The sequence below is a fragment of the Marinobacter sp. DSM 26671 genome (genome assembly GCF_900112835.1).
GTDB classification, from domain to species: domain Bacteria; phylum Pseudomonadota; class Gammaproteobacteria; order Pseudomonadales; family Oleiphilaceae; genus Marinobacter; species Marinobacter flavimaris.
In genome coordinates this window covers 46,864-73,613 of the sequence record NZ_FONF01000007.1, presented here as the reverse complement: position 1 = coordinate 73,613, position 26,750 = coordinate 46,864, and the positions used below count along the sequence as shown (strand labels likewise).

Below are 26,750 nucleotides of genomic sequence, written 5' to 3'. Positions count from 1 at the left end.
ATTTCAGCAACCCGGCCCTATCGTGCTGCCGATGTCATATCCAGCTCACGGAGATTCTGCTCGAGCAGTTCGCGGTTATCCTGCTGCCAGGGGTGAAAGCCTTTACGGAAATACGCCAGGAATTCCGGCAGACACTTGCGGAGCACTCCGGGCTTGCCCCAGAGAAAATTAAACCCGCCAACCCAGGTGCGCAGGCTCCAGAGTTTGCCATCGGCCTTCAGCAGGCTACAGGTGTTCAGGAAGGTGTACTTGAAGAAGTTCCAGGTCACAAACAGGAAGACGATCCGGCGCAGCCGCTCGTTGCCGACACATTCCCGGTAAACATCAAAGGCAACGGATTTGTGTTCGGTTTCCTCGATGGCGTGCCAGCGCCAGAGCTTTGCCATGGCCGGGGTAGCCCCTTCCATCCATTCGGGGTGACTCAGGATGGCGTTGGCCAGTACCGCCGTGTAATGCTCGGCACCGCAGGTGCCCGCCAGTTGCCGGCTCGGCGGAAGTTTGCCAACCCACGCCATATGCTTCTCGAACCGCCGGTCGAGGGCATCGATATCATAGCCCCGCGCCTTCAGAGCTTCGTTGTAGCTCTTGTGCTCCCGGCTGTGCAGCGCCTCCTGGCCTATAAAGCCGCGAATTTCCGCTTTCAGCTTGGGATCCTCAATCTGGTCCCGATAGAGTCGCACGGCATTAATGAATTGCTGTTCGCCATCAGGGAACTGCAGGGAAAGGGCATTGAAAAACGCGGTCCGGAAGGCATCGTTGCCGTGCCAGAGCGTTTTCAGATCTTCACTCACATCGAACCGCATGTGTCTCGGCTCAACAGACACCCCCTCTGGCGTGGAGCTGATGGTCATGGCGGCCTCCTGTCATCGGCATTTTGTTCTATGTGTTTTTCACCACGGATGTTCTTTGACCAGATCTGTGAGTGTAACTCTGCCTGACTTCAAACAGGAAGGCTGTCCTAGAGCAAATCAGACAACTTGTCACAATATGACAAGCTGTCACACACCTGTCAGCTCTTTGTCTTCAGGCAGAATCCCCCACTCAATAAACATCCTCCAGATACCGGCCTTCCGCTCTCAATTGATCCACATCCATGCGCAAGGGCCTGAGAATCTCCTCGAAAACCTGTTTCACCCCGGCGGCCATGTCCCTGCCGCCACACACCAGAACCTGGGCACCGGTATCAATCATCTGCTGCAAGGCGGTCTGATCCTGCCGGAGCCTGTCCTGCACGTAGGCCCTTTCATCGGATCTTGAGAACGCGGTACTCAGCCCCGTTAGCCGGCGATCCTCAAGGTAGTGTCCCAGTTCCGGTTGATAGAGAAAGTCCGAATTCGCACTTCGCCCGCCCCAGTACAGGTACATGGGGTTACGGGCGGTGTTTTTCCGGATAAATCCCGTCAGCGGGCCGATCCCCGCACCGGCACCAATCAGAATGACGGGCACTGTGCCAGTGGCCGGGCGAAACCCCGGATTCTGGCGAATGAAGGCCTCAATACTGTCACCCGGTTTCAGGCCATGCAGGTAACCGGAGCAAAGGCCACCGGGCTGTTTGCGAACGCAGATCTCAAACACACCGTCACTGGCCGACGAAGCCAATGAGTAAAACCGCGCATCCTGCCCCTCCTGTGGCGGCAGGATGCCAAGCAGGTCACCCGCCTCGAACACTGGCAGGCTATTGCGGCCAGACCGGGAAAACCAGCACCGCCATCTCTGCCCCGCGTCTGCCAGCCGGAAGCGCAGTATGCTGGTCGGTGCCTGCACTGCGAGCCCGTAATCCACACGTCCTGCAAGCTCCAGCCGGAAGGTGCGCGGTGGGACCGGATCATGGCTCAGGGAAAGCTGAGCCCCGATCGCAGTGCCAAGCCGGTCACCCCACTCGCTGAACCGGGCAGCGGAGCAGCGGTCAATCAGTTCAACGGGCTGTATCCGGCTCAGCCCCTTGCCGGCGAGCGCTTCATCGACCTCCAGAGCAAACCGGCAGAAGTTCGGGAACTGACGGTCACCAAACCCCAGTACGGCATATTTCAGCGCGCTTCCGGCCCTGAAGTCGCGGAGTCGGTCCATGAATCGCCCGGCAGAGCCCGGCGCATCACCATCACCATAGGTGGAGGTCAGCACGAACAGCATGCCGGCCCTTGGATAGGAATGCGCCAGTGCATTCATCTCCGCGCAATGTACCCGATATCCCGCCTTGGTCAGGCCCGCCTTCAATGCCCGGGCAAAGCCCCAAGTAGCACCGGCCTCCGACCCCACAAGAACAATCACGTCGGCCTCGGCGGCAGCGGCATTGTCCTGGGTCTGTAACGACAACCGGCGCCGCTGCCACCAGATGATCGTTCCGGTCACCGACAGTGCCGGCACGGCCAGCGCGGCCACACCGAGGATCAGGCCCAGCCACCAGAGGCCCTCACCGGTATGCAACCTCATGATCCATTGCTGGACCACGCTGCCGGTGGACCGGGGCTGGAACTGCAGCAGCTCGCCGGTAGCCTGATCAACGAACCCGGAGCCCCCAGTGGTGGTCAGGGAGTACACATCCTGAGGGTCATCCGGATAGGGAAACACGAGTTCCCGGAGATCGTTAAGATCAACCTGTGAGAGCGCCTGAAGCCGATCCACGGGACGGGGTTGGCCCCCGGAAACCTCTGCCGGGAAACCTGGCCCCAGATCGGAGGCCTCGGGTATCAGGCCAAATCGCTGGGCTGACATGAAGCTGCCGGTCAGTGCCGACAGCAACAGCCCCAAAACCGCCAGCCGGGCCATTTCGGCGTGAACCCGTTTGCTGCCGGTGCCGGCCAACGGCCGCATCAATGCTCTCCAGCCACCGCTCCGACGGGCCAGCAATACCATGCCCGATAGGCAGACAAACAACATCAACGCGGCCGAGATGCCCGCTACCATCCGCCCTGGTGTATCCAGCAGGAACGAACGGTGCAGGTCCCTGATCCATACAAAGAACGCCGATGGCTGGTAGGCTCCCAGACGCTCGCCGGTCACCGGGTTGACCAGATCCGCCCCGGCCTGGCCATCCCGGCTGTAGTAAACGACCACCTGGCCGGAGAGGTCACGCACAATCTGTTCAGTACCCGGGTAGTTTGCCACCACCCGTCCTGCCAGCTGGGCAACGCTGGCCTCACCGGCAGGCGGAACCACTGCGCCGGCCCGGTCTAACGCCGGCGCGAGGGCCAGGATTGAACCGGTAACAGCAAGTGTCACCAGAAACACCACCGCAAACAGACCGGGCAGACCGTGCAATTTACGCAACATCAAACTTGCTCCTGGCTAACCATTAAAAATCGTAGCGGAACGAGCGAACGTAACCCCGCCCGGAGACCGGCTTGCCCGCGCCCTCGGTGGTCAGCGGTACCGACACATCGGCCCGGTTGTCCCGCATATCCTCAACCGCGGTGTCGACCAGGACTTCGTGGCCGCTGTCAATCAGCGTGTCATCAAGATCTAGGGTGATTTTCAGGGTTCGGCCGCTGGTGATGCTGGCGCCCGTCAGCCCGTCGTATTCTGCGGGGTCCAGCCTGCTGCCACGGGCCCAGCCGCTCAGATGCTTGTAGTACTTGGACTTTTTGCCGGCAACCCAGAGAGTTCCCTGATACGCACCGGACGCATCCGTCAGGTAGAGGGCCATGTAGGCGCCATCTCCGCCGTAGTCGAGTAACTCGGTTGTGAAGGTCACTTCACGAGCCTGAGCAAGAGCGGGCAAGGCGACTGAGACAGCCAGGCCCAGAGCAAGAAGAATCTTTTTCATACCGTACCTCTCCATACCGTACTTCCGGTATCACGTTGAATTACAGAAACAGCGGGTAAAACAATGGGGGGTTATTCCACGGTCACTGTCGGGCGCCCCTTGACGATGCCATTACGGGGAACCGGACGATCGGCCCGAGCCTTGTCCCGGGCCTGGCCGTCACCTCGGTCATCTCTGTTATCGTCTTCGTCTTCGTCGTCATCGTCTTCCCGCTCCAGATCCATCAGCTCGAAAGTAGCCGGTGCAAACGATGCCTCAGCACTAAAACCTTCCGGGGCCATACCCTTCACTTCATAACAACCGTCATCCACCTTGATGCGGTAAACCGTCCAGCCTTCTGACTCCAGTTTCTGACGCAACTGCTCCCGTGGCTGCCAGTCAGTCATCGGGTCATCACAATCATCGTCCGCCAGCACCGGCGCACTGAGGCACAGTAGCGCGAGGCTGATAATCACAGGTTTGGTTTTCATCGGATGTCTCCTGTTGAGTCCACACCATCTATTCTGGGGCGCAGACCTGACACTGGCCTGAACGCCCCGGAAATGATTAACGGAACTGGAAGGCTTCCTTATGGAAGCGTGACAAACGCAACGGTGCCGCCCGCAATCCCCGCTCCAGGGTCTGCCCCAGTCCTGCCGGGCCACAGAACCAGACTTCGGCCCTGGCACCCGAGGACTTACTGGCAGACAAGGCTTCTGCCGAAAGGCTCTCCCCCATGCTGCTGTCGTGAATCTGCAGCTTGATGCCCGGAAAGTCCTGGCAAAGGGCCTGAAGCCGCTCTACCACCGGGTCCTGGCCCGCGTTGCGGGTGCAGTAATGCAAATCCGCTTCGGGTTCGGGCTGGTTGGCGGCACTCGCCGCTTCGAGCCAGGCGAGAAACGGCGTGACACCAATACCGCCGGCAATCCAGATCTGGTGGGCCTTGCGATTTCTTCGGTTGAAATCGAAGCAACCGTAGGGACCTTCCACGGTCACCGGCTGACCCACCCTGATCTTATGGGCAAGGTTGCGGGTGAAGTCGCCAAGAGACTTGATCAGAAAAGTGACGCGGCCATCACCACCATCGGCACTGGCAATGGTGAAGGGATGAGAGCCTTCCAGCTTGTTGAACGTCACCAGGGCAAACTGCCCGGGCCGATGCCCCCGCCAGGCCTGGCCCAGGTCCAAAGTCACCTCGGTGATATTCGGTTCCGGGGTATCGATGGCTGAGATAGTGCCCTGCACCTGACGATGCCGACCGACTCTTCCGGCCAGTGAAAGCACGCTGGCAAGGCTGCCACCTGATAACAGGGCTGCCATCAGCCAACCGATAGGCTGCTGCCACCAGTCGAGCGGGGCCAGCCAGGCAGCATGGAACGCGAGCAGCAGGTAAAGCGCAGGCATTGCCCGGTGCAGATACCGCCAGTACCGATAGGGGAACTTACGCAACAGGGTAATCAGCAACATGGCGAACAACAGGTAAATGGCAAACTCGCCCACCTCTTCTGCCGCATCTCGCATGGCTTCGACCAACCCCGAATCGTGCTGGTCTTCGAGTCGACTGGCTCCACCGAAGATTGATTCGATGACATCGTCCCCCATCTCGATCAACCAGTGAGCCGCCGCGAAGGTCACCGCAAGAATGCCCGCCCATTTATGGGTTCGGTAGATCTTGTCCAGCCCACCCATGGGTCGTTCAAGCCAGGCCGGGCGTAGGGCCAGCATCATGGTCAGGGACAGTAAGGCGATGGATAACCAGCCGCTGAGCAAGAGGCCCTGATCATAGACGGACCAGGCCCCGCCCGATGTTGTCAGGCTCCATGCCCACAGGCCGGTAACCACAAGAATGAAAGGTAATATCAGCCGGATCATGGTGTCTCCTCTGATCAGTTCCGGGAATCGTCACGATCAGGCTAGCGCCGGAACCTGACAGCCAGCTGAAGCGGATCAGAAAACAGGGCCGATCCTTGACTTTTCAGGCTGCCGTCAGGTTCTGGCTGTAGTATCTTCGTCGGAAATTGCATCAGAGGTGAGCTATGCGGATATTGCTGGTGGAAGATACCGTGGGCCTGGGCGAGGCCGTGCGGGATCAGATCACCGAGGAAGGCCATGCCGTGGACTGGGTGGAGTCACTGAGGTTTGCTGAAGCAGGCTTCCGAACCACCACCTACGATTTGATTCTTCTCGACCTGATGCTCCCGGATGGCCATGGCCTGGATTTTCTGAAAACCATCAGAGCCAGCGGAAACAGCACCCCGGTGATTATTCTCACGGCGCGGGACCAGGTATCTGACCGCATTGAGGGACTGAATGCCGGTGCCGACGACTACCTGATAAAACCCTTTGATCTGTCCGAACTGTCCGCCCGTGTGGCTGCCGTCGCCCGTCGTTACAGAGGCAACCCGAATCCGCGGATCCAAGTGGGTAACCTGGAGGTGGATCTTCGCGATCACCGCATCCAGCGCAATGGTCAACCGGTGGAACTGACCGCCCGCGAGTGGGCCTTGTTTGAGGGCTTTATCCAGCGACCCGGGATGCTGCTTTCAAGGCAGCAACTGGAGGATCGGCTGTATGCCTTCGGGGCGGAAATCGAGAGCAACACCATTGAAGTCTATGTCAGCCGTATGCGAAAAAAGCTGGGGCGCGATGCCATCGTAACGGTCCGGGGCATGGGCTACCGTCTGGAAACCCATGAGTCGTAACCGCAGCCTGCAAAAACGCCTGGGCATTGGCCTCACCCTGGGAGCCACTCTCCTGTGGCTGCTGGGCGTTGCCGCGTCCGGGTTGGTGGCGCAGCATGAAATGAACGAAGTCTTCGACAGCGCCCTTGAGGAAACTGCGCAACGCATTTTGCCGCTGGCCGTTACCGACATCCTGAATCGCGATACCATTACCGGCAATCAAACCGCTCCTGCACTGAAAGAGCATGACGAGTACCTCACCTACGTGGTCAGGGATCGCCAGGGCAACCTTCTGCTGCAGTCCCACGATGCCAACCCCGATATCTTCGCGGAACTGCCCCGCGAAGGTTTCACCAATACCACCACCCATCGCATCTATGTTGCTTCGGCGGTCAACGACACCCTCTACATTGAAGTCGCCGAACCCCTGGCCCACCGGCGCGAAGCCGCGCTGGAAGCTGGCCTGGCTCTATTGGTGCCGCTGATTGTCCTGATTCCGGTCAGCCTGTTCGGGATCTGGTGGGTTGTCCGGTTATCCCTGCGCCCGGTGATCGAATTCCAGCACTCGATCGAAGCCCGGGGAGCCAGCGACCTCTCACCCGTGGACAAAGACGCGCTCCCTGAAGAGTTCGAACCAACAGCGGTTGCCGTCAATCGGCTGCTGGAGCGGCTGAATCGCGCGCTTGACGCAGAACGGAGTTTCACCGCCAACAGCGCTCACGAATTGCGCACCCCACTGGCCACGGCGCTGGCCAAAGTGCAACGGTTGAAAACACAGCTTGAGGATAACCGCCTGAGAGAGAATGTGGCCGAGATCGAAGAGGCGCTGCATGGCCTGTCCACATTGTCCGGCAAGCTGCTCGAACTTGCCAAGGCCGAAGGCGGAGGCGCACTTTCACAAAAACCGCATGACCTTGTGCCGATACTCGCGATGATCACCCGCGACTTTGAACCTCTGGCGCCTGGCCGGATTCGCCTGACTTTGCCGGACCATGAAGTGAACTCCTTCCTGGATCCGGATGCCTTTGCCATTCTGGCCCGCAACCTGATCGAAAACGCTCTGAAGCACGGCTCCATGCAACAGCCCGTCGACATAATCATGACCGACGATGGCAGCGTGAGAGTCTGCAACGGAGGCGACATCGTGCCTCCAGAACAACTGACCCTGCTGCGAAACCGGTTTTCCCGCTACGACACCAAGTCCGCCGGCTCCGGCCTGGGACTCGCCATAGCCGATGCCATTGCTTCGGGTGCTGGTATGACCCTGCATTTGCGCTCGCCGGCAACCGGACGGGCGGATGGTTTCGAAGCAGACATCAATGTAACCCATGCCGGCAGGGATTCTGGCCAGTGTACCTGACCTTGACCGACCTCATTCTGCTGACCAGTATTATTCAGGCGCTGAGTCTGGCCACATTCTTATTGCTTCCACCCAATAATCGACTGGTAAGCAACCAGCTTCTTGTTGCGACACTGGTTTTCTTCGCGGCCGGGCTTGGAGAGATTTTTCTCTACAGCAGCGGACTGGCGCTTGCACACCCCAATCTGGCGTACCTCGGCACCCTTATCGGGCTACTGCAGGCGGGCACGCTCTTTTTATACACCCGGGCTCTGATGTATCAGGATTTCCGCTTGCGTAAGGAGCATCTCGTTCACACCCTACTGTTCTGGGTCGTCGGTGCCATTTTCCTGATCGAGTACTATTTGCAGCCAACCGGCGAAAAACTCCGCATTCTGAACGAACGCGATCATCCGGGCGTGTTGACCTCGCCTCTGCTCGCTGTTGCCATTCACGCTGTTTTCCTCGGGTACCTGTACGCCACCATTCGCACCATCAACCGCTTCGGCCTCAGCCTGCGACAGGTCTTTTCAAGTATCGAAAACAAACAGCTCTCATGGTTAAGACTACTTCTGATTGGCTACGCAATAGCCTGGACAGTCAGTATGTTCTACTGCATGACGGCCCATGTCTTCAAAAGCGCACCGGGCGCCGATTGGGTGGCAGGGGCCGGCGCTGTTACCGGGTTTCTGTTTATCAACTTTTTGATGGTTAATGCGCTTCGACAGCCGGTAATTTTCACGGGGCTGGCAGCCGACCAGGCTGCGCTGCTGGACGACACCACAGTTCCTGAATTTGATCAGCACCTTAAACAGAAACTGGCACAGTTTATGGCAGAGGATAAACCCTATCTTTACTCGAACCTTACGCTGGAGCAGCTCGCTCAAAAAGTCGGAGCCCACCCCAGAGAGGTCTCCCGAGCGATAAACCAGGGGTTCGGGTGCAATTTCTTCGAATTTGTCAGTAGCTACCGCGTACAGGAAGCGAAGCGTCGACTGGCCGATCCTTCGGACACTTCCAGCATCCTGCAGGTGATGTACGATTCCGGCTTCAATTCCAAGTCCGTTTTCAATACGGCTTTCAAAAACAACACTGGTCTGACCCCCAGCGATTTCCGTCGCATGCACACTCGCAACGACAACAACCGCACCCAACCCTCATCGTGAGACCAGCCATGGCGTTCGACTTTGGATGCCCGCAAACAAGAACCTCCAACCCATTGGTTTATATGTCTTTTATGCCTACCACTTTCCAGGTCTGACTTCACGTTTGCGAACGATTCGCCGGGGCGTTTTCCCTAAGCTGGTTCCCAGGTTCCACCGAAACCGGAACTTGTCTCAATCACCAAAACGCGAGGAAACGTCCATGAAAACCAAACTACGAAAAGCCACCTTTACCGCAAGTGCTGCCGTCCTCCTGGGGCTCATGCTGGCAGGTAATGCCCAGGCCCATTGCGATGCGCTGGATGGCCCTGTCATTACCGAAGCCCGGGCAGCGCTCGAAGCCGGTGATGTTACCCCACTACTGAAATGGGTTCCCGCCGAGGACGAGGCCGAAATCAGGCGTGTATTCGCCGATGTCCGGGACATCCGGGGCGAGGGCGAGAAGGTACGCAAAATTGCAGACAAGCATCTCTTTGCAACACTGGTAAAAGTTCATCGTGCCTCCGAGGGTGCACCCTTTACCGGGATCAAGCCGGCAGGGAACATCGACCCCGGACTGAAGGCGGCAGATGCTGCACTAAGCAACGGCGAGATTGACCAGCTGATTGCAAACATCACCCGGAAAATAGAGACCGGGATTCGGGAACGCTATGACCAGGCCCACAACTCGTTGGCCAGCGCCGATCAGAGTGTCAAGGAAGGGCGCCACTTCGTGACCGACTATGTTGACTACATCCATTACGTAGAAGCTGTTCACGGTGCGGCTGGAGCGGGTAAACACGGTCATTGAAGCTGCCGCGCAACGAAAAAAGGGAGGCACGAAGCCTCCCAAGGACACACAGGGGGTCAGCGCCTTCCGGTGCAGAGCCGGAAGGCGCTGGTTTAGTGCTCTTCTGCGGCTTGTACGCCCGGCGCTTCCGGGTCGGCGGTAAAGCCAAGCAATTTGGTACGTTCAATCAGGAAATAGAGGACGGCGCCGGTGGCCAGGCCCCAACCTGCACCGTATACCGCGAGAACCACACCCATAGTGCCGGCGATGCCACGCTCGGTGTTATTCTCCAGCTGCTCCAGGCCTACCATCAGGCAGATATAGCCGGTCAGCAGCAGTGTCAGTGACAGGGCAATCGGCAGCACCGGTTGGAAGAAGCTCACCAGCGGCAGAACGAAAAGCGCAATAAAACCCGTAATCCAGAAAGTACCGCCGCCACTGTAGATGGAGTCCATGGCGTTACGACCGTACTTGTAGCGCTCGGCCATGGTGGCAGTGACAGCCGTCCAGATCGGGCCCGCCAGCCCCGGATAGGGTGCGAAGAACGCGTGGCCACCATTGCGGATAGCGGTTACCAGATGCACCCGGTCGATGCTGTTATCGATATCTTCGTCTTTGCGCAGATGATCAACGCGGTTCATCAATGACTGGCCGACCACGATATCGCCGAAGGCAATCACGTAGGCGATCACCGCCGTGGGAATGGCGTACAGGAAGACGTTGGCATCCGGGAATCCGACGGCGAACGGCAGGTAGTTCCACAGCTCATCAAACGCGGGTTTGGTGATGCCCCACTCCACATTGGGCACCTCGTATTCGCCAGTTGCAAAGCCAACCAGGATCGCAACCACCATACCCGGCACCATGCCGTAGTTGGCAATCTTGCGGGCGATTGAATTGCTTTCCACAAAACCTTTGAACGATACCGAGAACATCAGGTAGAGGCACACCAGGCCACCGATGATCAGGGAGATCGGCGTGTTGGCGAGACGGCCGCCTGCCTCAATCTCACCCATCAGGGCGGCGATACCGGCACCGATGATAATCCCGCCTTTCATGGAACGGGGAATCAGCTCCACCAGTTTGCTGCCCAGGCGGGTAATACCCAGAACCAGGAAGATAATGAACACCAGGAACTGCAGCGCGAACAGCGCCTGAATCGCCTCGGGGCCCGGCTCATAGTCGCTCAGGAACAGCAGAACCACAGGAATCCCCGGCGTAATCCAGCCCGGAACCAGGGGAACACCCAGCAGTGCCGGCAGCATGAAACCGATACCACAGATCACCACGTAAGCCAGAGCCACGTCGTAGGGCACACCCAGGTATTTCTCAAGAAGGGGAATCATGGCCAGGCTGACCACGAACATGATCAGAGCCTGCACCATCTCCGCGAACTCCCAGCGGTAATGAACGAACGGCAGACGAACCTTGAAGGGACCGGCCGGCCAGAACGGCTGCTCTTCCCCGTTCTTTCGGTGAAACATTTGCATAAAAAGGTCTCCGGGCTCACGCGGCGCGTGTGCCTGACAGCGTTGTTTTTTCTGGTTTAATTCGGCTGCGCCGGGGCCGGCGCAGCCGATCGGGGAATCAGTCCAGTTCTTTGGCCTGGTCCCTCAGCACGAACTTCTGGATCTTACCCGTGGAGGTTTTGGGCAGCTCCGAGAAGACGATGGTCTTCGGTACCTTGAACCGGGCCAGATGCTCGCGGCAAAAGTTGATGATGTCTTCTTCGCTGACATCACCGGCTTCCGGCTTCAGGGTCACAAAGGCGCAGGGGGTTTCGCCCCACTTCTCGTCAGGCCGGGCAACCACAGCCGCCTCAAGCACAGCCGGGTGACGATACAGGGTATCCTCGACCTCAATGGTGGAGATGTTCTCGCCGCCCGAAATGATGATGTCCTTCAGGCGATCCTTGATCTCCATGTAACCGTCTTCGTGCCATACCGCCAGGTCACCGGTATGGAACCATCCGCCCCGGAAAGCCTCTTCGGTAGCCTTGGGGTTTTTCAGGTAACCCTTCATCACGGTATTACCGCGCAGGAAGATTTCACCAATGGTTTTGCCGTCTTTCGGCACCGCTTCCATGGTGTTCGGATCGCCGACCATGGTGCCTGCCAGGGTGTGATAGCGAACGCCCTGACGGGCCTTTTTCCGGGCACGATCATGCAGTGGCAGCTCATCCCACTCGGATTTCCAGGCACAAACGGTTACCGGACCATAGACTTCGGTCAGGCCGTAAACGTGAGTCACCTGGATGCCCATTTCCTCGATGGCACCAATGACCTGAGCGGGGGGCGCCGCGCCGGCTGTCATGGATTTCACTTCGTGATCGATACCCGCCTTGGCGGATTCCGGCACGTTCAGCAGCGCGTTGAGAACAATCGGAGCGCCGCACATATGGGTAACCTGATGATCGCGGATCAGCTGCAGGATCTTCTCAGGGTCAACCCGGCGCAGGCAGACGTGGGTCCCTGCCATTGCGGTGATAGTCCAGGGGAAGCACCAGCCGTTGCAGTGGAACATCGGCAAGGTCCACAGGTACACCGGATGCATGTCCATGGACCAGACTGTCTGGTTGCCGATGGCATTGATGTAGGCGCCACGATGATGATAGACCACACCTTTTGGATTGCCGGTAGTGCCGGAGGTGTAGTTGAGAGAGATCGCATCCCACTCGTTCTCCGGGAAGCTCCACTGGAATGCCGGATCCCCTTCCTGCAGGAACGCCTCGTAGTCCAGATCGCTGACCTGAACACCCTCGCCATACTCTGGATCGTCCACATCGATCACCAGCGGCTTGGTGTCCAGCCGGCTGACGGCGTCCCTGATCACCTCACCGAACTCCCGGTCGGCAATCACAACCTTGGCCTCACCGTGATCCAGCATGAAGGCGATAGCCTCAGCGTCCAGGCGAACGTTCAGGGTGTTCAGCACCGCGCCAATCATGGGCACCCCGAAATGGGCTTCCACCATTGCGGGAATATTCGGAAGCATGACAGCAACGGTATCACCGCGTCCGATGCCGCGCCCTTTGAGGGCTGATGCCAGACGGCGGCAACGTTCGTAGGTCTGCGCCCAGTTGTAACGGATGGCCCCGTGAATGACGGCGGGATACTCCGGGTAAACCGTGGCGGTCCGTTCGATGAAATCAACGGGGGATTGGACGGCGTAGTTGGCGTCGACGGGCGCCAGGCCTTGATCAAATATCGAGGTCATTGCGTGGTCCTCTTGAGTACTGTTGTTCTTATGGCGTATTCAGGAATATCGCTAAACTAGCTATACTTCGGGCTGGTCAGAATAGTATTGGATAGCAAAAACACTAGAAACTATACCAACGTATTATAGTTAATTTACTATAACGATAAGCCATGAACGATTTTTCCACTCCAAGTGTATTTAGTTTGCATGACGCCGACCCGCAACCCGGTTTGATCCTGGATGCGACAGGCAGCGTTCTGGAGGGCAACCTGGCCAGCCATCATCTTTGCCAGAACGCCAACCTGACCTCGCTGTTCCATCTGCTGCCGATCAACGTTCAGGCGCTTGTGAAGTCGTCCCTGGAGCAGGAACGGTCGATCGAGAATGTGGAAGCCAGAATTCCGGCAGACACCACCGAGCGTTTCCTGGTGTGGACGTTCGTCCCCGATATCGGGAGCTCGACGGTTCTGGCGCGGGCCAGAGACGCTACAGACGAAATCATCAACCGGGAAGAAGCGACCCGCTCCAACCGTCTTTACCGGCTGATTACCGAGAACACCACCGACCTCATTTCCCGCCATGCCCCGGACGGACGGTTTATCGATGCCACGCCCGCATCCTGGCGGCTGCTGGGCTACTGGCCGGAAGAACTGAGGGGTAAGCCCCTGGAAGAAATTTTCCGGGGCGATCAGGTGGTTCAGAAGCTGGCTGAAACCCGCAACCAGCTACGGGACGACGGCTACGCCACCATGACCCTTGAGATTATTCACCGGGACGGTTCCCGCCGCTGGTTCGAGATTGCCAGCAGGGCCATTCGGGAAACCTACACTGGCGCTGTGATTGAAGTCATCAGCGTATCCCGGGATATCACCGCCCGGGTAGAGTCCGAGGAGAACAACCGCAGGCTGGCCGACGAACTCGCCCACACCGCCAGGCTCGCCACTCTGGGGGAGCTTGCCTCAAGCATTGCCCACGAGATGAACCAGCCATTGGCCACCATCGTGAACTTTGCCAGCGCCAGCCAGCGCTATCTCAAAAGCGCCCGAACCAATCCCGAATGCCTCGATCGAGTGGACGATGGCCTCCAGAAGATTGTTCACCATGCCAACCGGGCCTCGGAGGTCATCAAACGTTTGCGAGCCTTCCTGCGCAAGGGGCAGAAGCGGACCGCACCAATCGCACTGAATGAAGTCGTCAGCAATGTCGCCCGTCTTTGCCAATGGGAGGCCGAGAAAAACAAAGTGCAGATCCGCGAGAATCTGGCCTGTTGTGCGCCCGTCATCACCGCCGACCCGGTGCTTCTGGAACAGGTGCTGATCAATCTGATCCGCAACGGTATCGAAGCCACTGTTGAGGCTCGCGGTGAGGACAACCCGGGCCCACACTCGCAGATCGCCATAACGACCTGCATCAACGATCAGAACGAAACCCTGATTGAGGTCATCGACGAAGGCCCGGGGCTCGACGCGCAGGGCATTCGCCAGATGTTCCAGCCGTTCTATACCAGCAAGCCCCAGGGGCTTGGCCTCGGGCTCTCGATGAGCCGTTCGATTATCGAAGGCTTTGGAGGCTTCCTGGACGCCAGGCCGGCAGCAACGGGCGGACTCTCCCTGATCTGCCGTTTCCCGGCCGGCCCGGGCCACAAGAACAGAACCCCGAACACGGAGATGCAGCCAGATGAGTGATCAAGCGACACCGGAAGCCACCACCGTTTATGTGGTTGACGACGACGCCGGCATGCTGGAATCCACCCAGTGGTTGCTGGAATCGGTCGGCTTGAACGTGGAAGCCTACAGCGACGGCCGGAAATTCCTGGATGCGGTTGGCAACAAGAAAGCGGGCTGCGTGGTTCTGGATGTGCGGATGCCCGGGCTGGGCGGCCTGAACGTTCAGGAGGAGCTTCAGAAGCGGGGGCTGGACCTGCCGATCATCTTTGTCTCCGGGCACGCCGACGTTCCCATTGTGGTGAGGGCGTTCAAGTCCGGGGCCTTCGATTTCATCGAGAAGCCGTTCAATGAACAACTGCTCCTGGACAGCGTCCAACAGGCGCTGCAGGAACATCAGCAGTCCGCTCCACAGTTGCAGGGTGATGAGGCAACCGAAGCCCTGCTGGCCACCCTCACCCGCCGTGAACGGGACGTGTTCCTGCCACTGGCCCAGGGCTACACGAGCCGGGAAATCGCAGAACAGCTGGATGTCAGTGTCAAGACGATTGATCTCTACCGGGCACGAGTCATGAAACGCCTGGGCGCCGATCGCTTGCCGGATGTGACCGGCACCGCCATTGCCGCCGGCCTTCTCGATCCGCTGGACATGCGTGGCGAGAAAACCTGAACGGCACTAACGCGCCGCAGACTGGACGTCGTGCGCCAGCACACCCAGCCTGGCCACGGCATGCTCGATGCGCTCACTCCAGGGGTTGGCGCTGTTCAGTCTCAGGCAATTGTCGTATTTGTCGGCGGTTGAGAACATCAGCCCCGGCGCCACGTTGATATCCTCCGCCCTGGCCCTGTGGTAAACCTCGGTGCCGGAAACGCCGTCGGGCAACTGGACCCATAGCACAAACCCACCCTGGGGACGGCTCACTGCCGTACCTTCCGGGAAGGCCCTGGCCACAGCAGTCCGCATCCGTTCGGTGGCATCGCGATAGTGCTGCCGGGCTGAACGGAGGTAGCGATCATAGCCGCCCTGCTCCAGAAAATGCGCTACCGCCATCTGTGGAATCGATGACGTGGCCAGATTAACGAAATACTTGTGCTGCCTGGCGCTGGCCATATGCCGCCCCGGCACCATCCAGCCCAGCCGGAGGCCCGGTGAAATAGTCTTCGAAAACGAACTGCAATAAATCACATTGTCCGCCCGATCAAAGGCCTTGGCCGGTTTCGGCCGGTCCCCGGTGTGGTGAAGGTCGCCGTAGATGTCGTCCTCGATCAGCGGAACAGCCGCTGCCGCCAGCATGGAGACCAGCTGCTTCTTGCGCTCGTCGGACATTTGCGCACCCATGGGGTTGCTGTGATTGGTCACGACCACACAGGCTTTGAGGGGCCACTGTTCCAGGGCCAGTTGCAGGCCTTCAAGGCTCAGACCCTCGGAAGGATGCGTTGGAATTTCAATGACCTTCAGTCCGACCACTTCCAGAGCCTGAAGAATGCCGGGGAAAGACGGCGATTCCACGGCCACAATATCTCCGGGCTGGGTTACCGCCCTCAGCGCCAGTATGATCGCCTCCTGGGCGCCATTGGTGGCAAGTACGTCGTCTGGCGTCACCGGCACACCGAGGGTCGCCATCCGCTGGGCGATCTGCCGGCGGAACGATTCCTTGCCGGGAAAGGCATAGTCCAGGGTTTCCAGACCCCGGCGTGCCGCCCAGAGCGTGCTGTGCTGGATCTGGCGGAGCGGCAGGTAATCCGGGTGGGGGATCGCCGTAGCCAGCGGTACCATGCGCTTCTGTTCGTCCGCGCACAGGTCCAGGGTCATCTCCCTTGCACTGACTGGAACCGGACGGCTTCGGTGTCGGCGCATAACAGGCTCGGGGGCGTCCACAGTCGGCAGCCGCACGAAGTAGCCGCTACGTTCCCGGGCCTGCAGGAAGCCCCGCGCCTCCAGCGTCTGGTGTGCCTGGAGGATGGTCGAGATGCTAACCCCGAACTGCCGGCTCAACTGTCGCACGCCCGGTAGCCGTTCGCCGTCCCGGTACACGCCTTCATGAATCAGCCCCTGAAGCTGATCCGCGACCTGGTTGTAGAGAATGCCCATTGCCCGCCCTCGCCTGCGAAGCTTCATCGTGATAATGATCTATTGCACCAGAACCCGAGCTGTTCGGTGCAGTACAGATTGCTTCCGATATGACCAGTACAGATCTCACCAAATGCATTCTGTACCGGTTCAAAACCAGATTATCTGAATCTGTTATGGCAGTCAGATCTTTTCCTACAATAGGCTCGAAATCAGATGATATTTCCAAACAGGCCAGCGCTTTGAAATAGGAGAAGAGACCGTGACTTTACCCATCTATCAGGTTGATGCGTTCACCAGCGAGGTGTTCGGTGGCAACCCGGCCGCGGTCATGCCGCTGGACCAGTGGCTGCCAGATAACCTCATGCTCTCGCTTGCCGCGGAGAACAACCTCTCCGAAACAGCCTTTTTCGTGCCTCTTCCGGCCGGCGAGGACGCGGATTTCCATATCCGCTGGTTTACTCCGGGCACAGAGGTACCACTGTGCGGCCATGCCACCCTGGCCAGCGCCTGGATCATCTTCAACAAACTCGGCTGGGACAGAGAGCAAATCCGTTTACGCTCCAAAAGCGGCCCGCTATCCGTCCGGCAATCCGACGACGGCTGGCTGGTACTCGATTTCCCGAATCTGGCCTACGAGGAACAGCCCACGCCGGCCCTGATTCGGGAAGCTCTGGACAGCGCGCCTGATACTGCGTTTTTTGTTCCAAACGACACCAATTACATGGTGGTCCTGAAGGACGAAGACGCTGTGCGGTCTGCGCAACCGGATCTGCGCAAATTAAAGCAACTGGGCAACCAGGGGCTGATCATCACCGCACCTGGCAACAACTGCGATTTTGTCAGCCGCTATTTCGCGCCTGGCGCCGGCATTGATGAGGACCCGGTCACCGGTTCCATTCACAGCGTGCTGGTGCCTTACTGGTCCGAACAACTGGGCAAAACCGAGCTTGAGGCTTGGCAGATTTCTGCCCGGGGCGGTGTACTTCGCTGCGAGTTAAAGGGGGATCGCGTCGACATTGCCGGCCAGGCAGCCTTCTTTATGGAAGGCGCCATTCATTTGTGAGGCACACTTGCAGAGTGCAAATGAAAAAACCGACATGGTCGCCGGTGATAGCTCTGACGGTCAGTTTCGTAAACTTACCCTCAATTCTGAAACAGAGGCGAAGTGATGACAGCGACCAAAGCATTTGCAGCACAGTCACCAACGTCCGGCATGGCACCTCATACCATAGACCGCCGGGATCCACGTCCCGATGACGTTGCGATCGAGATCGACTACTGCGGGGTCTGCCATACCGACATTCATTTTGCACAGAACGACTGGGGGATCACCGAGTATCCGGTTGTCCCCGGCCACGAAATTGTGGGGCGGGTCACGGCCGTTGGTCCCGAGGTCAAAAGCTTTAACGTAGGCGATGTCGTCGGCGTCGGTTGCATGGTGGATTCCTGCCGTACCTGCTCAGCTTGTGAAGCAGGTCTGGAGCAGTACTGCAGCGAAGGCATGACCTCCACCTACAACGGCCAGGAACGCCACGATCACTCCATCACCTTTGGCGGCTATTCCGAGCGCATTACCGTCAGCGAACGGTTTGTCGTTCGCATTCCGGAAAAGCTGGACATCAAGGCCGCTGCGCCTCTGCTTTGCGCCGGCATCACCACCTACTCGCCGCTGCGCCATTATGGCGTCAAAGCGGGCCACAAGGTCGGTGTTATCGGCATGGGCGGTCTCGGGCACATGGGTGTTAAATTCGCCCGGGCACTTGGCGCGGAGGTGACCATTTTCACCCGCTCCGAGAGCAAGGTTCCGGAAGCGAAAAAGCAGGGTGCCGATCATGTAGTGATCTCCACCGATGAAGATCAGATGGCCGCAGCCGCTGAAACCTTTGATTTCATGCTGGACACGGTTCCGGTCCAGCACGATCTGAACCCTTACCTCAACTGCCTGAAGCACGATGGCACTCACATACTGGTTGGCCTGCTGGAGCCGGTAGAGCCACCGGTAGAGGCTGGCGCTCTGGTATTCAAGCGCCGAGTTCTGGCCGGGTCGCTGATCGGTGGCATGCCGGAAACCCAGGAAGTTCTGGATTTCTGCGCAGAGCACGACATCAGCTGCGACGTCGAGATGCTCGACATAAACAACCTCAATGAGGCCTACGAGCGCATGAAAAAAGGCGACGTGAAGTATCGCTTCGTGATCAATATGCAAACCCTGAAAAACGGGTAGCTGCGCAGGAGACCGGGCCTCACGGGCCCGGTCTCCGACTCCTTCTCATCCCGCCACTTCATACGTGGTTACCCCGGCACCACAGACGCCAGCCCCCCATATCCGTATAATTCGCCCACTCAATGTTCGTACCCGGTTTGTGGTTACCCCATGCCTTCACACTACGATGTCATTATTATCGGCGCTGGCGCAGCAGGCCTGATGTGCGCGGCCACTGCGGGCTATCGCGGCCGCAGCGTGCTGGTGTTGGACCACGCCAATAAACCCGGCAAGAAAATCCTGATGTCCGGCGGCGGACGCTGCAATTTCACAAACCTGAACAGTACGCCGGCCAACTTCCTTTCGGATAACCCGCACTACTGCATTTCTGCGCTAAAGCGCTATACCCCCCAGGACTTTCTGGAACTTGTAGACCGCCACGGCATTGAACATGAGGAAAAAACCCCTGGTCAGTTGTTCTGCAAAGACAGCGCCAAGGACATTCTCAATATGCTGCTGACCGAATGCGAGTGGGCAGGAGCAGAAGTGAGAATGAAAACAACGGTCGACCGCATTACCGAAATCGACAGCGGCTACCGCCTGAGCGTCGGCTCCGGCGATCTCACCTGTGAATCCCTGGTGATCGCCACCGGTGGCCTGTCGATTCCCACCATGGGCGCCACCGCATTCGGTTACCGGGTAGCCGAGCAGTTCGGGCTGGACATACTTCCCACCCGCGCGGGCCTGGTACCCTTTACCCTGCAGCCGGAATTGAAAGACCAGCTCGCGCCTTTGTCCGGTGTCAGTTGTCCCGTTGACGTGCAGTGCCATGACCAGCACTTCCGGGAACCGATGCTGGTCACCCATCGCGGGCTCAGTGGCCCGGCGATGCTCCAGATTTCCAGTTTCTGGGAGCCGGGCGACAGCCTGGCCATCGATCTGCTGCCGGCCTGCCGCATCAAGGATGACCTGCTGAACCTCCGGAAAACCCGCCCGCAGTCAACCATTGCAAACTACCTGACCCAGCACCTGCCAAAACGGTTTGCCCAGGCCTTCAACGAACTGCAGGGCTGGACCGGTCCCTTGCAGGGCTACAAGAACAGCGATATTGAGCAGGTTGCCGATGTCCTCGGCCATTGGTCGATCAAGCCGGCGGGAACCGAGGGCTACCGCACGGCAGAGGTTACCCTGGGGGGTGTGGATACACGCCAGCTCTCCTCCAAAACCATGGCGGTGCTGGAGAAGCCAAACCTGTATTTCATCGGTGAGGTAGTGGATGTCACCGGACACCTCGGCGGCCATAATTTCCAGTGGGCCTGGGCTTCGGGTGTGGCGGCCGGCAACAGCGCCTGAGGGCACATCCGACTGCCCAAAGCGACCGTCGAACTGGTAAGCTGAGTTCATGTATTGGCATGACCGGAGAACACACAAGATAGGGGGAACGGATGCTCCAGACCCACAGTGACACCACAACCAGCAATGCCCTCGTTGTCGAAGGTGGCGCCATGCGCGGCATCTTCGCCGCCGGCGTACTCGATGCCTTTCTCGAAAAGCGGCATCAGCCTTTCACGGAAGCCTGGGGCGTCTCCGCGGGCTCAACCAATCTCATCGGCTACCTCTGCGGCCATCACGGCCGAAATCATCGAGTAATCACCGACCACGCCTGTCGGCCGGAATTCATCAACTGGGGGCGTTTCTTCCAGGGCGGGCATTTGTGCGATGTTCACTGGCTCTGGCATCAGTCTTACCAGGAAGTACCACTCGATCTGGAACGCTACCTGTCTGGCACCACCAAACTCTGGGTGGCAACCACGTCGGTGGTGACCGGTGAGGCCCGGTATTTTCCGGTCGACGACCAGAACATCCACAACGTGCTCACCGCCTCCTGCTCCATTCCCCTGGCCTACCGTGATTATCCAAGAGTGGAGGACGAGCCCATGAGTGATGGCGGAATTGCCGATTCCATTCCGGTTGCGGAGGCCTATCGCCGGGGAGCCCGGGATATGACGGTGGTGCTTTCCCGACCGCTGGGCTATGAGAAGAAGCCGTTGGCGTTTCCGGCGCTCACCAAGCGGATGTTCCGGGAGCAACCGGGGCTCGCCGAGGCCATAATCCGGCGGGGCGAAAGATACAACGAGACACTGGAATTCATTCGAAATCCGCCGGAGGACTGCCGGCTCCGGATTATCGCGCCACCGGAGAATTTTCCGGTAAGCCGGTTGACCACGGATCTGAACAAGCTGGATCTGGGGTATCAGCAAGGCCACCGCGCCGCGATGGCCTATCTTGCGGAATTGGCCCAGGAAGTGGCCTAGCGAAGGACGACCAGGGGCTTTCTGGCGGTTTCCAGCATCCTGGTGGTTGTACTGCCCACCAGGAACTGACGGATGCGGGAGTGCCCGTAGGCGCCCATCACCAGAATGTCGATATCATGTTCTTCCTGGTAAGCGTGCAATGTGGGTTCCACATCACCGGCGCGGATCGCCAGAGTGATCTCGGATTCCAGCCCTGCCAGCATTTTCTCGGCTTTTTTGAGCTGCTCCCAACGGTCATTGGTATCCGCTCCAACCATCACCAGATGCAATGGCATGCCTTTGAGAACCGGGCTGCCGGCCAGCAATTCCACACCCTTGAACGCCGTGGCACTGCCGTCGAAGGCCAGCATGGCACTGCGAGGCTGGGTGTACTCATCCGACACCAGGAGAATCGGGCGATGCATGCTGCGAATCACCGTCTCCAGCTGGCTGCCAATGTGAGTGCCACGCTCCGAGCTGCTCTCACCGTGCAGCCCCATGACCAGCAGCCGGGTCTGATTCTCCAGCGCCAGCAGGGACTCGGTCAGGTCCCCATGTCGCTGTCTCTGCACCACGTCTGAGATGCCAGCTTCGCCAACCCGCTTTTGGGCTTCATCCAGCATGTGGTGGCCGTGTTCCAGGGCCAGCTTGGCGCGCTTGCGGTCCAGCTCTGCCAGGTCTTCGAGCAGCTGTTCACGGCTGCCCAGACCAATGTTGCCAGCCAGATCCGGCTCCGCCGGATAACGTTCCTCGTCCAGCACGTGCAGCAGCATCATGGGCGTTTCCATGTGCTTGCTGGCCCAGGCTGCGTAATCGCAAACCGCCGGCGCCGCCTGGGAGCCATCAATACAGGCAACTACTCGTAACATCTCAACCTCGCCTTCATGATCCTTGTGATTGTTATTCTGACTGCGATCGCTGTTGGATTCCTTGGTCTGTGTCATGTCAGTGCCCCATCAGCTGGTCAACGGCGTCCGGCTTGTCGTGCACGCCAAAGCGGTCAACAATCGTGGCACTGGCTTCATTCAGCCCGATAACCTCAACTTCCGCGCCTTCCCGGCGGAACTTGATGACCGCCTTGTCCAGGGCACCGACTGCGGTGATATCCCAGAAATGGGCCCGGCTCAGATCAATGACCACATTATCGACTGCTTCCTTGAAATCAAAGGATTCCGTGAATTTTTCCGAGGAACTGAAAAACACCTGGCCCACCACTGTGTAGGTGCGGGTATCGCTTGCTTCATCCAGCTCAGAGGTCACCAGCATGTAATGGCCAACTTTGTTGGCAAAAAACAGGGCCGCCAGCAGAACGCCGGCCAGAACGCCGAACGCCAGGTTATGGGTGGCAACCACCACAATCACCGTAACAACCATCACGATGTTGGTTGAAAGCGGATGTTCCCGCAGGTTCTTGATCGAGCCCCAACTGAAGGTACCAATCGACACCATGATCATCACAGCAACGAGGGCCGCCATGGGGATCTGGACCAGCCACTTGTCCAGCACCAACACCATAATCAGCAGGAACACACCGGCAGTCAGTGTCGACAGCCGGGTACGGCCGCCGGATTTGATATTGATAATGGACTGCCCGATCATCGCGCAGCCCGCCATACCACCAAGCAGGCCGGAGCCGATGTTGGCAATGCCCTGACCCTTGCACTCACGGTTGCGGTCACTGGTGGTGTCGGTCAGGTCATCGACGATGGTTGCGGTCATCATCGATTCCAGCAGCCCCACAACAGCCAGCCCCACGGAGTACGGCAGGATGATCATCAGGGTTTCCAGGTTCAGGGGCACATCCGGCCACAGGAAGATCGGCAGAGTATCGGGCAATTCGCCCATATCACCGACCGTGCGGATGTCGAGGTTCAGGTACATGGCAACGCCGGTCAGAACCACAATGCACACCAGAGGTGAAGGCAGGATCTTGCCGATCCGGGGCAGCAGCGGGAACAGGTAGATGATGCCGAGGCCGGCCGCCGTCATGGCGTAGACATGCCAGGTAACATTCGTCAGTTCGGGCAGCTGCGCCATAAAAATAAGGATGGCCAGGGCGTTTACAAAACCGGTTACCACCGAGCGCGAGACGAACCGCATCAGGCCGCCGAGCTTAAGGTAGCCAGCGGCAATCTGAAGAACACCGGTCAGCAGCGTCGCAGCAAGGAGATACTCGAGACCATGCTCTTTAACCAGTGTCACCATCAACAGGGCCATGGCGCCAGTGGCTGCCGAAATCATGCCGGGACGGCCACCCACGAAGGCAATGATCACCGCAATACAAAAAGAGGCGTAAAGACCCACTTTGGGATCGACACCGGCAATGATCGAGAAGGCAATGGCCTCCGGGATCAGTGCCAGCGCCACGACGATACCGGCGAGCACATCGCCACGAATGTTCGAAAGCCAGTTGGCTTTTAGGGAATTCACCATAATGTCGGGTTTCCGGATTGCTGTGGAGATAAAAAAACTGAGATAAAACCGTCGATTGCACCCAACCTATCTCACGTTGGCTACAGGGATATGTCTCAGGGGATTAAACCAGAGGAAGAGGAAGCTGAGCGCTAGGGCGGAAGGATCGTCACGGTTTCAGTTTGCTGCACGGTTGATGAAAATCAGGTAACTGCGAATTTCAGGGTCGCGAAGCTTACCAGACCCCTAACGGGAAAGTAAGGCGGTTACGGGAATCTTCTTAGAGGTGTAACGACCGGTTGCACCTGCTGCTATCATCAACATATTCAATTATTAACAGGAGCCTACGCCCTCCCATGGATGATCTTGCTTCCCAGTTTCTGGCCGGAAACCAGACCACTCTCGACCTCGCCGTTGCGCTTTTGCTTGGCGCCATCATTGGCCTGGAGCGGGGATGGGATGCCCGGGAACAGAAATCCGGCGAGCGAATTGCCGGCATCCGCACCTTTGCCCTGGTAGGCCTGCTTGGCGGTATTTCCGCGGTATTGGCACAGGAAATCACGGAATGGGCGTTTCCCGTGCTTCTGGTCAGTGTCGTGGCCATGGCCATCGTGGCCTACAGCGAGCGCCTTGAGCATATCCGTAATTTCAGCATCACCGGTATGGTTGGCATGGTGCTGACCTTCTGCTTCGGTGCGGTGGCGGTGGCAGTGGACCCGGTCATCGCCACGGCCGCAGCGGTGGTAACCGCAATCATTCTGGACAACAAGGAAGAAATCCACGGTTGGGTCAACAAGCTGAAGGAACATGAACTGGATGCCGCTCTCAAGCTGCTGCTGATTTCCGTGGTCATGCTGCCGTTGCTGCCAAACGAAAAGATGGGGCCTGGCGGGGTTCTGAATCCCCGGGAAATCTGGTGGATGGTGGTGATGATCGCCTCCATTTCCTTTGTCGGCTACTTCGCCATACGGGTGGCCGGCACCCGCAAGGGCATCCTGTTTACCAGCCTGTTCGCCGGGCTCAGCTCCTCCACTGCCCTCACCCTGCACTTCGCCCGTCAGGCCTCGAAGAACCCTCAGCTCAATGCCCAGTTCGCCACCGGTATCCTGATTGCCTGCGGTACCATGTTTCCCAGAATCCTGGTGTATTGCCTGGTGATCAACCGTGACCTGCTGCCCAGCCTGATCTGGCCGGTGGTGGTCATGACCGCTCTGCTGTATGGGCCGGCGCTGCTTATCTGGCGCCGGAACAATCGCCATACGCAGGTCAGTCAGCCAACCCTCAACCAGAACCCGCTGGATCTGACCTCGGCGCTGGTATTCGGCGTGTTGCTGACCGCGATCCTTCTGCTGGGCGAATTTCTGGGCAACTGGCTGGGCGACGCCGGCATCTATGTTCTGGCAGCAACCTCCGGCATTGCTGACGTAGACGCCATTACCCTCTCCCTCACCCGCATGTCCAATAACAACCTGGCCACGAGCACTGCCGTGATCGGTATTGTTATCGCCGCCGCCACCAACAATCTGGTGAAGTCCGCGCTGGCGGGCTTTATCGGCAACCGCCAGACCGGGTTGCTGGTTGGCATCCCCATGGTGCTCTCGCTGGGCGCGGGACTGCTGGTCGCCTGGCTGCAATAACCCCTTACCTCGCCCGCCGGAACGTCAGGTTGTAGCGGTACCCGCCCGTCTGCGGGTGCTCACCGGCCTTGAGGGTTAACACTCCGTGGTAACGCATTCGGGCAGGGCCGCCCCAGACCACCACGTCACCATGGCCCAGTGGCACCCGGATGGGGCGTTCGCTGCGTTTGAGACCACCAAACTGGAACACCATCGGCAGGCCCAGAGAAACCGACACGATGGGCTGCGTGAAGTCCTGCTCGTCCTTGTCCTGATGCAGCCCCATTCTTGCCCCGGGCTGGTATCGATTGATCAGACAGGCGTCCGGTTCAAATCCCTCAAAACCAGCGGTTTCGGCGGCGCTTCTGGCCAGTTCCCGGAAAGCCGCAGGCATGGCGGGCCAAGGCCGGCCGGATTCCGGATCCTCCGCCTGATACCGGTAACCCCTGCTATCGGTAACCCAGCCAAGATCCCCGCAGCAGCTCATGGCCGCAGACATGGCATGGCCACCAGGGGTCTTCATGTGTCTGAACGGCGCTTCTGAGGTAACCGTTTCAATGCCGGCCATGAGTGATTCGGCGTTCGGGAGCGCGAACTGCCGCAGCACCACCGCGCCATCCATCAGAGGCTCGACTGTCTGTTCCGGTGGCAGGTTAGAAAACAGGTCTTGGGTCATGACTACTGCCCCCTCATAAATGATTTAATCTAATAGCTTACGTGGCTTTTTCACAGGTCGATGAAAGCCTGTTCATGAAGCCGGGCTGAAAAACACGTATATTCTATGGGCTGATTCATTCCTGTTAAGGACTTATTAATGCTGTTTGCAATCATAATTGGCGGTCTGATTGGCTACGCCTTTGGCAAATTCCCGGGCTTTCTCATAGGTGCGGCGATTGGTGCCTTTCTCTTGAACCTTCTCAAGCGCCGCCTGATTGGCAAGCTCCAGAGCATTCAGTCCGGTTTTATTGAATCGGTTTTTGCGGTGATGGGTGCCCTGTGCAAGGCAGACGGCGTGGTATCCAGGGATGAAATCCAGATGGCCGAAGCCATGTTCGTTCGCTTCCGCCTGAATGAAGAACAGAAAGCCAAGGCCAAAACCGCCTTCAACCGTGGTAAAGAGCCGGATTTTGACCTGGATGCCGAACTTAACCGGTTCCTCCAGGCCAGCGGACGCCAACCCGCGTTTCTCCAGATGTTCCTGCAGGTTCAGGTATCAGCCGTAGCTGCGGACGGCAAGGTGCACCCGGCCGAACACGAAATGCTCGTAAAAATCGCCCGTGGGCTGGGGCTACCGGAGAGCCAGGTGGACCAGCTGGAAGCCATGCTCCGAGGAGCCCACACCAACCGGGCCGGTGCGGGCCAGCCCTCCTCCGCTGATCAGATCAGCGATGCCTACAAGGTTCTTGGGGTATCGCCTTCCGCCAGTGATGATGAACTCAAGAAGGCCTACCGCAAGCTGATGAGCGAGAACCACCCGGATAAACTTGCGGGCCGGGGATTGCCCGAGAGCATGCGGGAGATGGCAGAGGAACGCACCCGCGAAATCAGTCATGCCTACGATGTGATCAAGGAAGCCCGGAAAAAATCTGCGTAAG

Annotated in this window: 23 protein-coding genes; 12 read left to right on the top strand and 11 right to left on the bottom strand. The window is 58.7% G+C overall.

All coding sequences use genetic code 11. From position 1 onward, the window contains the following. Positions 1–17: 17 nt before the first annotated feature. From BM035_RS09790 to BM035_RS09770, 5 genes are all read right to left on the bottom strand, one after another. The gene (locus BM035_RS09790) at positions 18–851 is read right to left on the bottom strand and encodes a metal-dependent hydrolase (protein WP_092031524.1); all 834 of its coding nucleotides are present in this window, start codon (positions 849–851) and stop codon (positions 18–20) included. 190 nt (positions 852–1,041) lie between these two features. Then, positions 1,042–3,270, bottom strand: a complete 2,229-nt coding sequence (locus BM035_RS09785) for a PepSY domain-containing protein (RefSeq protein WP_092031522.1) — start codon at positions 3,268–3,270, stop codon at positions 1,042–1,044. 22 nt (positions 3,271–3,292) lie between these two features. Then, positions 3,293–3,763 carry a DUF2271 domain-containing protein gene (locus BM035_RS09780; protein ID WP_092031727.1) on the bottom strand — a complete coding sequence of 157 codons (471 nt, stop codon included), beginning with the start codon at positions 3,761–3,763 and terminating at the stop codon, positions 3,293–3,295. Positions 3,764–3,834: 71 nt separating this feature from the next. Next, complete coding sequence (locus tag BM035_RS09775; RefSeq protein ID WP_092031519.1) at positions 3,835–4,233, bottom strand: PepSY domain-containing protein; 399 nt, start codon at positions 4,231–4,233, stop codon at positions 3,835–3,837. A 76-nt stretch (positions 4,234–4,309) separates the two neighbouring features. Next, positions 4,310–5,614, bottom strand: a complete 1,305-nt coding sequence (locus BM035_RS09770) for a ferredoxin reductase family protein (RefSeq protein ID WP_092031516.1) — start codon at positions 5,612–5,614, stop codon at positions 4,310–4,312. 164 nt (positions 5,615–5,778) lie between these two features. Here BM035_RS09770 and BM035_RS09765 point away from each other — a divergent pair, with 164 nt between their 5' ends. The 4 genes from BM035_RS09765 (at position 5,779) to BM035_RS09750 (ending at position 9,715) form a co-directional block, all read left to right on the top strand. Next, positions 5,779–6,444, top strand: a complete 666-nt coding sequence (locus BM035_RS09765) for a response regulator (RefSeq protein WP_092031514.1) — start codon at positions 5,779–5,781, stop codon at positions 6,442–6,444. Continuing rightward, the gene (locus tag BM035_RS09760) at positions 6,434–7,783 is read left to right on the top strand and encodes an ATP-binding protein (protein WP_092031511.1); all 1,350 of its coding nucleotides are present in this window, start codon (positions 6,434–6,436) and stop codon (positions 7,781–7,783) included. Before BM035_RS09765 ends, BM035_RS09760 begins: the two co-directional genes overlap by 11 nt. Continuing rightward, positions 7,774–8,928 carry a helix-turn-helix domain-containing protein gene (locus BM035_RS09755; protein WP_092031508.1) on the top strand — a complete coding sequence of 385 codons (1,155 nt, stop codon included), beginning with the start codon at positions 7,774–7,776 and terminating at the stop codon, positions 8,926–8,928. Before BM035_RS09760 ends, BM035_RS09755 begins: the two co-directional genes overlap by 10 nt. Positions 8,929–9,127: 199 nt before the next feature. Continuing rightward, on the top strand, positions 9,128–9,715 hold the full coding sequence (locus BM035_RS09750; RefSeq protein ID WP_092031505.1) for a DUF6448 family protein: 588 nt from the start codon (positions 9,128–9,130) through the stop codon (positions 9,713–9,715). Between the two features lie 92 nt (positions 9,716–9,807). Here BM035_RS09750 and BM035_RS09745 read toward each other — a convergent pair whose 3' ends face one another. Then, the gene (locus BM035_RS09745) at positions 9,808–11,184 is read right to left on the bottom strand and encodes a solute carrier family 23 protein (RefSeq protein WP_008170547.1); all 1,377 of its coding nucleotides are present in this window, start codon (positions 11,182–11,184) and stop codon (positions 9,808–9,810) included. A 97-nt stretch (positions 11,185–11,281) separates the two neighbouring features. Then, positions 11,282–12,910, bottom strand: a complete 1,629-nt coding sequence (locus tag BM035_RS09740; RefSeq protein WP_092031503.1) for an acyl-CoA synthetase — start codon at positions 12,908–12,910, stop codon at positions 11,282–11,284. A gap of 152 nt (positions 12,911–13,062) precedes the next feature. Here BM035_RS09740 and BM035_RS09735 point away from each other — a divergent pair, with 152 nt between their 5' ends. Both BM035_RS09735 and BM035_RS09730 read left to right on the top strand, forming a co-directional pair. After that, positions 13,063–14,577: a PAS domain-containing sensor histidine kinase gene (locus tag BM035_RS09735; protein WP_008170553.1), complete on the top strand. Its 1,515-nt coding sequence runs from the start codon at positions 13,063–13,065 to the stop codon at positions 14,575–14,577. After that, complete coding sequence (locus tag BM035_RS09730; RefSeq protein ID WP_014576512.1) at positions 14,570–15,226, top strand: response regulator transcription factor; 657 nt, start codon at positions 14,570–14,572, stop codon at positions 15,224–15,226. Before BM035_RS09735 ends, BM035_RS09730 begins: the two co-directional genes overlap by 8 nt. A 6-nt stretch (positions 15,227–15,232) precedes the next feature. Here the strand turns inward: BM035_RS09730 and BM035_RS09725 are convergent, their stop codons facing one another. Further along, on the bottom strand, positions 15,233–16,648 hold the full coding sequence (locus BM035_RS09725; protein ID WP_092031500.1) for an aminotransferase-like domain-containing protein: 1,416 nt from the start codon (positions 16,646–16,648) through the stop codon (positions 15,233–15,235). A 241-nt stretch (positions 16,649–16,889) separates the two neighbouring features. Here BM035_RS09725 and BM035_RS09720 point away from each other — a divergent pair, with 241 nt between their 5' ends. From BM035_RS09720 to BM035_RS09705, 4 genes are all read left to right on the top strand, one after another. Further along, positions 16,890–17,693: a PhzF family phenazine biosynthesis protein gene (locus BM035_RS09720; protein WP_092031498.1), complete on the top strand. Its 804-nt coding sequence runs from the start codon at positions 16,890–16,892 to the stop codon at positions 17,691–17,693. Positions 17,694–17,798: 105 nt separating this feature from the next. Further along, a complete protein-coding gene (locus tag BM035_RS09715; RefSeq protein ID WP_092031495.1) occupies positions 17,799–18,854 on the top strand; it encodes an NAD(P)-dependent alcohol dehydrogenase in 1,056 nt (351 codons plus the stop codon). A 150-nt stretch (positions 18,855–19,004) separates the two neighbouring features. Continuing rightward, positions 19,005–20,186: an NAD(P)/FAD-dependent oxidoreductase gene (locus tag BM035_RS09710; RefSeq protein ID WP_092031492.1), complete on the top strand. Its 1,182-nt coding sequence runs from the start codon at positions 19,005–19,007 to the stop codon at positions 20,184–20,186. A gap of 92 nt (positions 20,187–20,278) precedes the next feature. Continuing rightward, a complete protein-coding gene (locus tag BM035_RS09705) occupies positions 20,279–21,148 on the top strand; it encodes a patatin-like phospholipase family protein (RefSeq protein ID WP_092031489.1) in 870 nt (289 codons plus the stop codon). Here the strand turns inward: BM035_RS09705 and BM035_RS09700 are convergent. After that, entirely contained in the window at positions 21,145–22,071 is a 927-nt protein-coding gene (locus tag BM035_RS09700) for a universal stress protein (RefSeq protein ID WP_092031486.1), read from the bottom strand. The two genes, BM035_RS09705 and BM035_RS09700, sit on opposite strands and share 4 nt — an antisense overlap. 1 nt (position 22,072) lies before the next feature. After that, positions 22,073–23,560, bottom strand: coding sequence for a SulP family inorganic anion transporter (locus BM035_RS09695; protein WP_053114765.1), 1,488 nt, complete (start codon positions 23,558–23,560; stop codon positions 22,073–22,075). 335 nt (positions 23,561–23,895) lie between these two features. Here BM035_RS09695 and BM035_RS09690 point away from each other — a divergent pair, with 335 nt between their 5' ends. Next, positions 23,896–25,176, top strand: a complete 1,281-nt coding sequence (locus BM035_RS09690; RefSeq protein ID WP_092031483.1) for an MgtC/SapB family protein — start codon at positions 23,896–23,898, stop codon at positions 25,174–25,176. 4 nt (positions 25,177–25,180) lie between these two features. Here BM035_RS09690 and alkB read toward each other — a convergent pair whose 3' ends face one another. Further along, positions 25,181–25,831 carry a DNA oxidative demethylase AlkB gene (gene alkB / locus BM035_RS09685; protein WP_092031480.1) on the bottom strand — a complete coding sequence of 217 codons (651 nt, stop codon included), beginning with the start codon at positions 25,829–25,831 and terminating at the stop codon, positions 25,181–25,183. Between the two features lie 138 nt (positions 25,832–25,969). Here alkB and djlA point away from each other — a divergent pair, with 138 nt between their 5' ends. Further along, on the top strand, positions 25,970–26,749 hold the full coding sequence (gene djlA, locus BM035_RS09680) for a co-chaperone DjlA (protein WP_053114762.1): 780 nt from the start codon (positions 25,970–25,972) through the stop codon (positions 26,747–26,749). Position 26,750 lies beyond the last annotated feature (1 nt).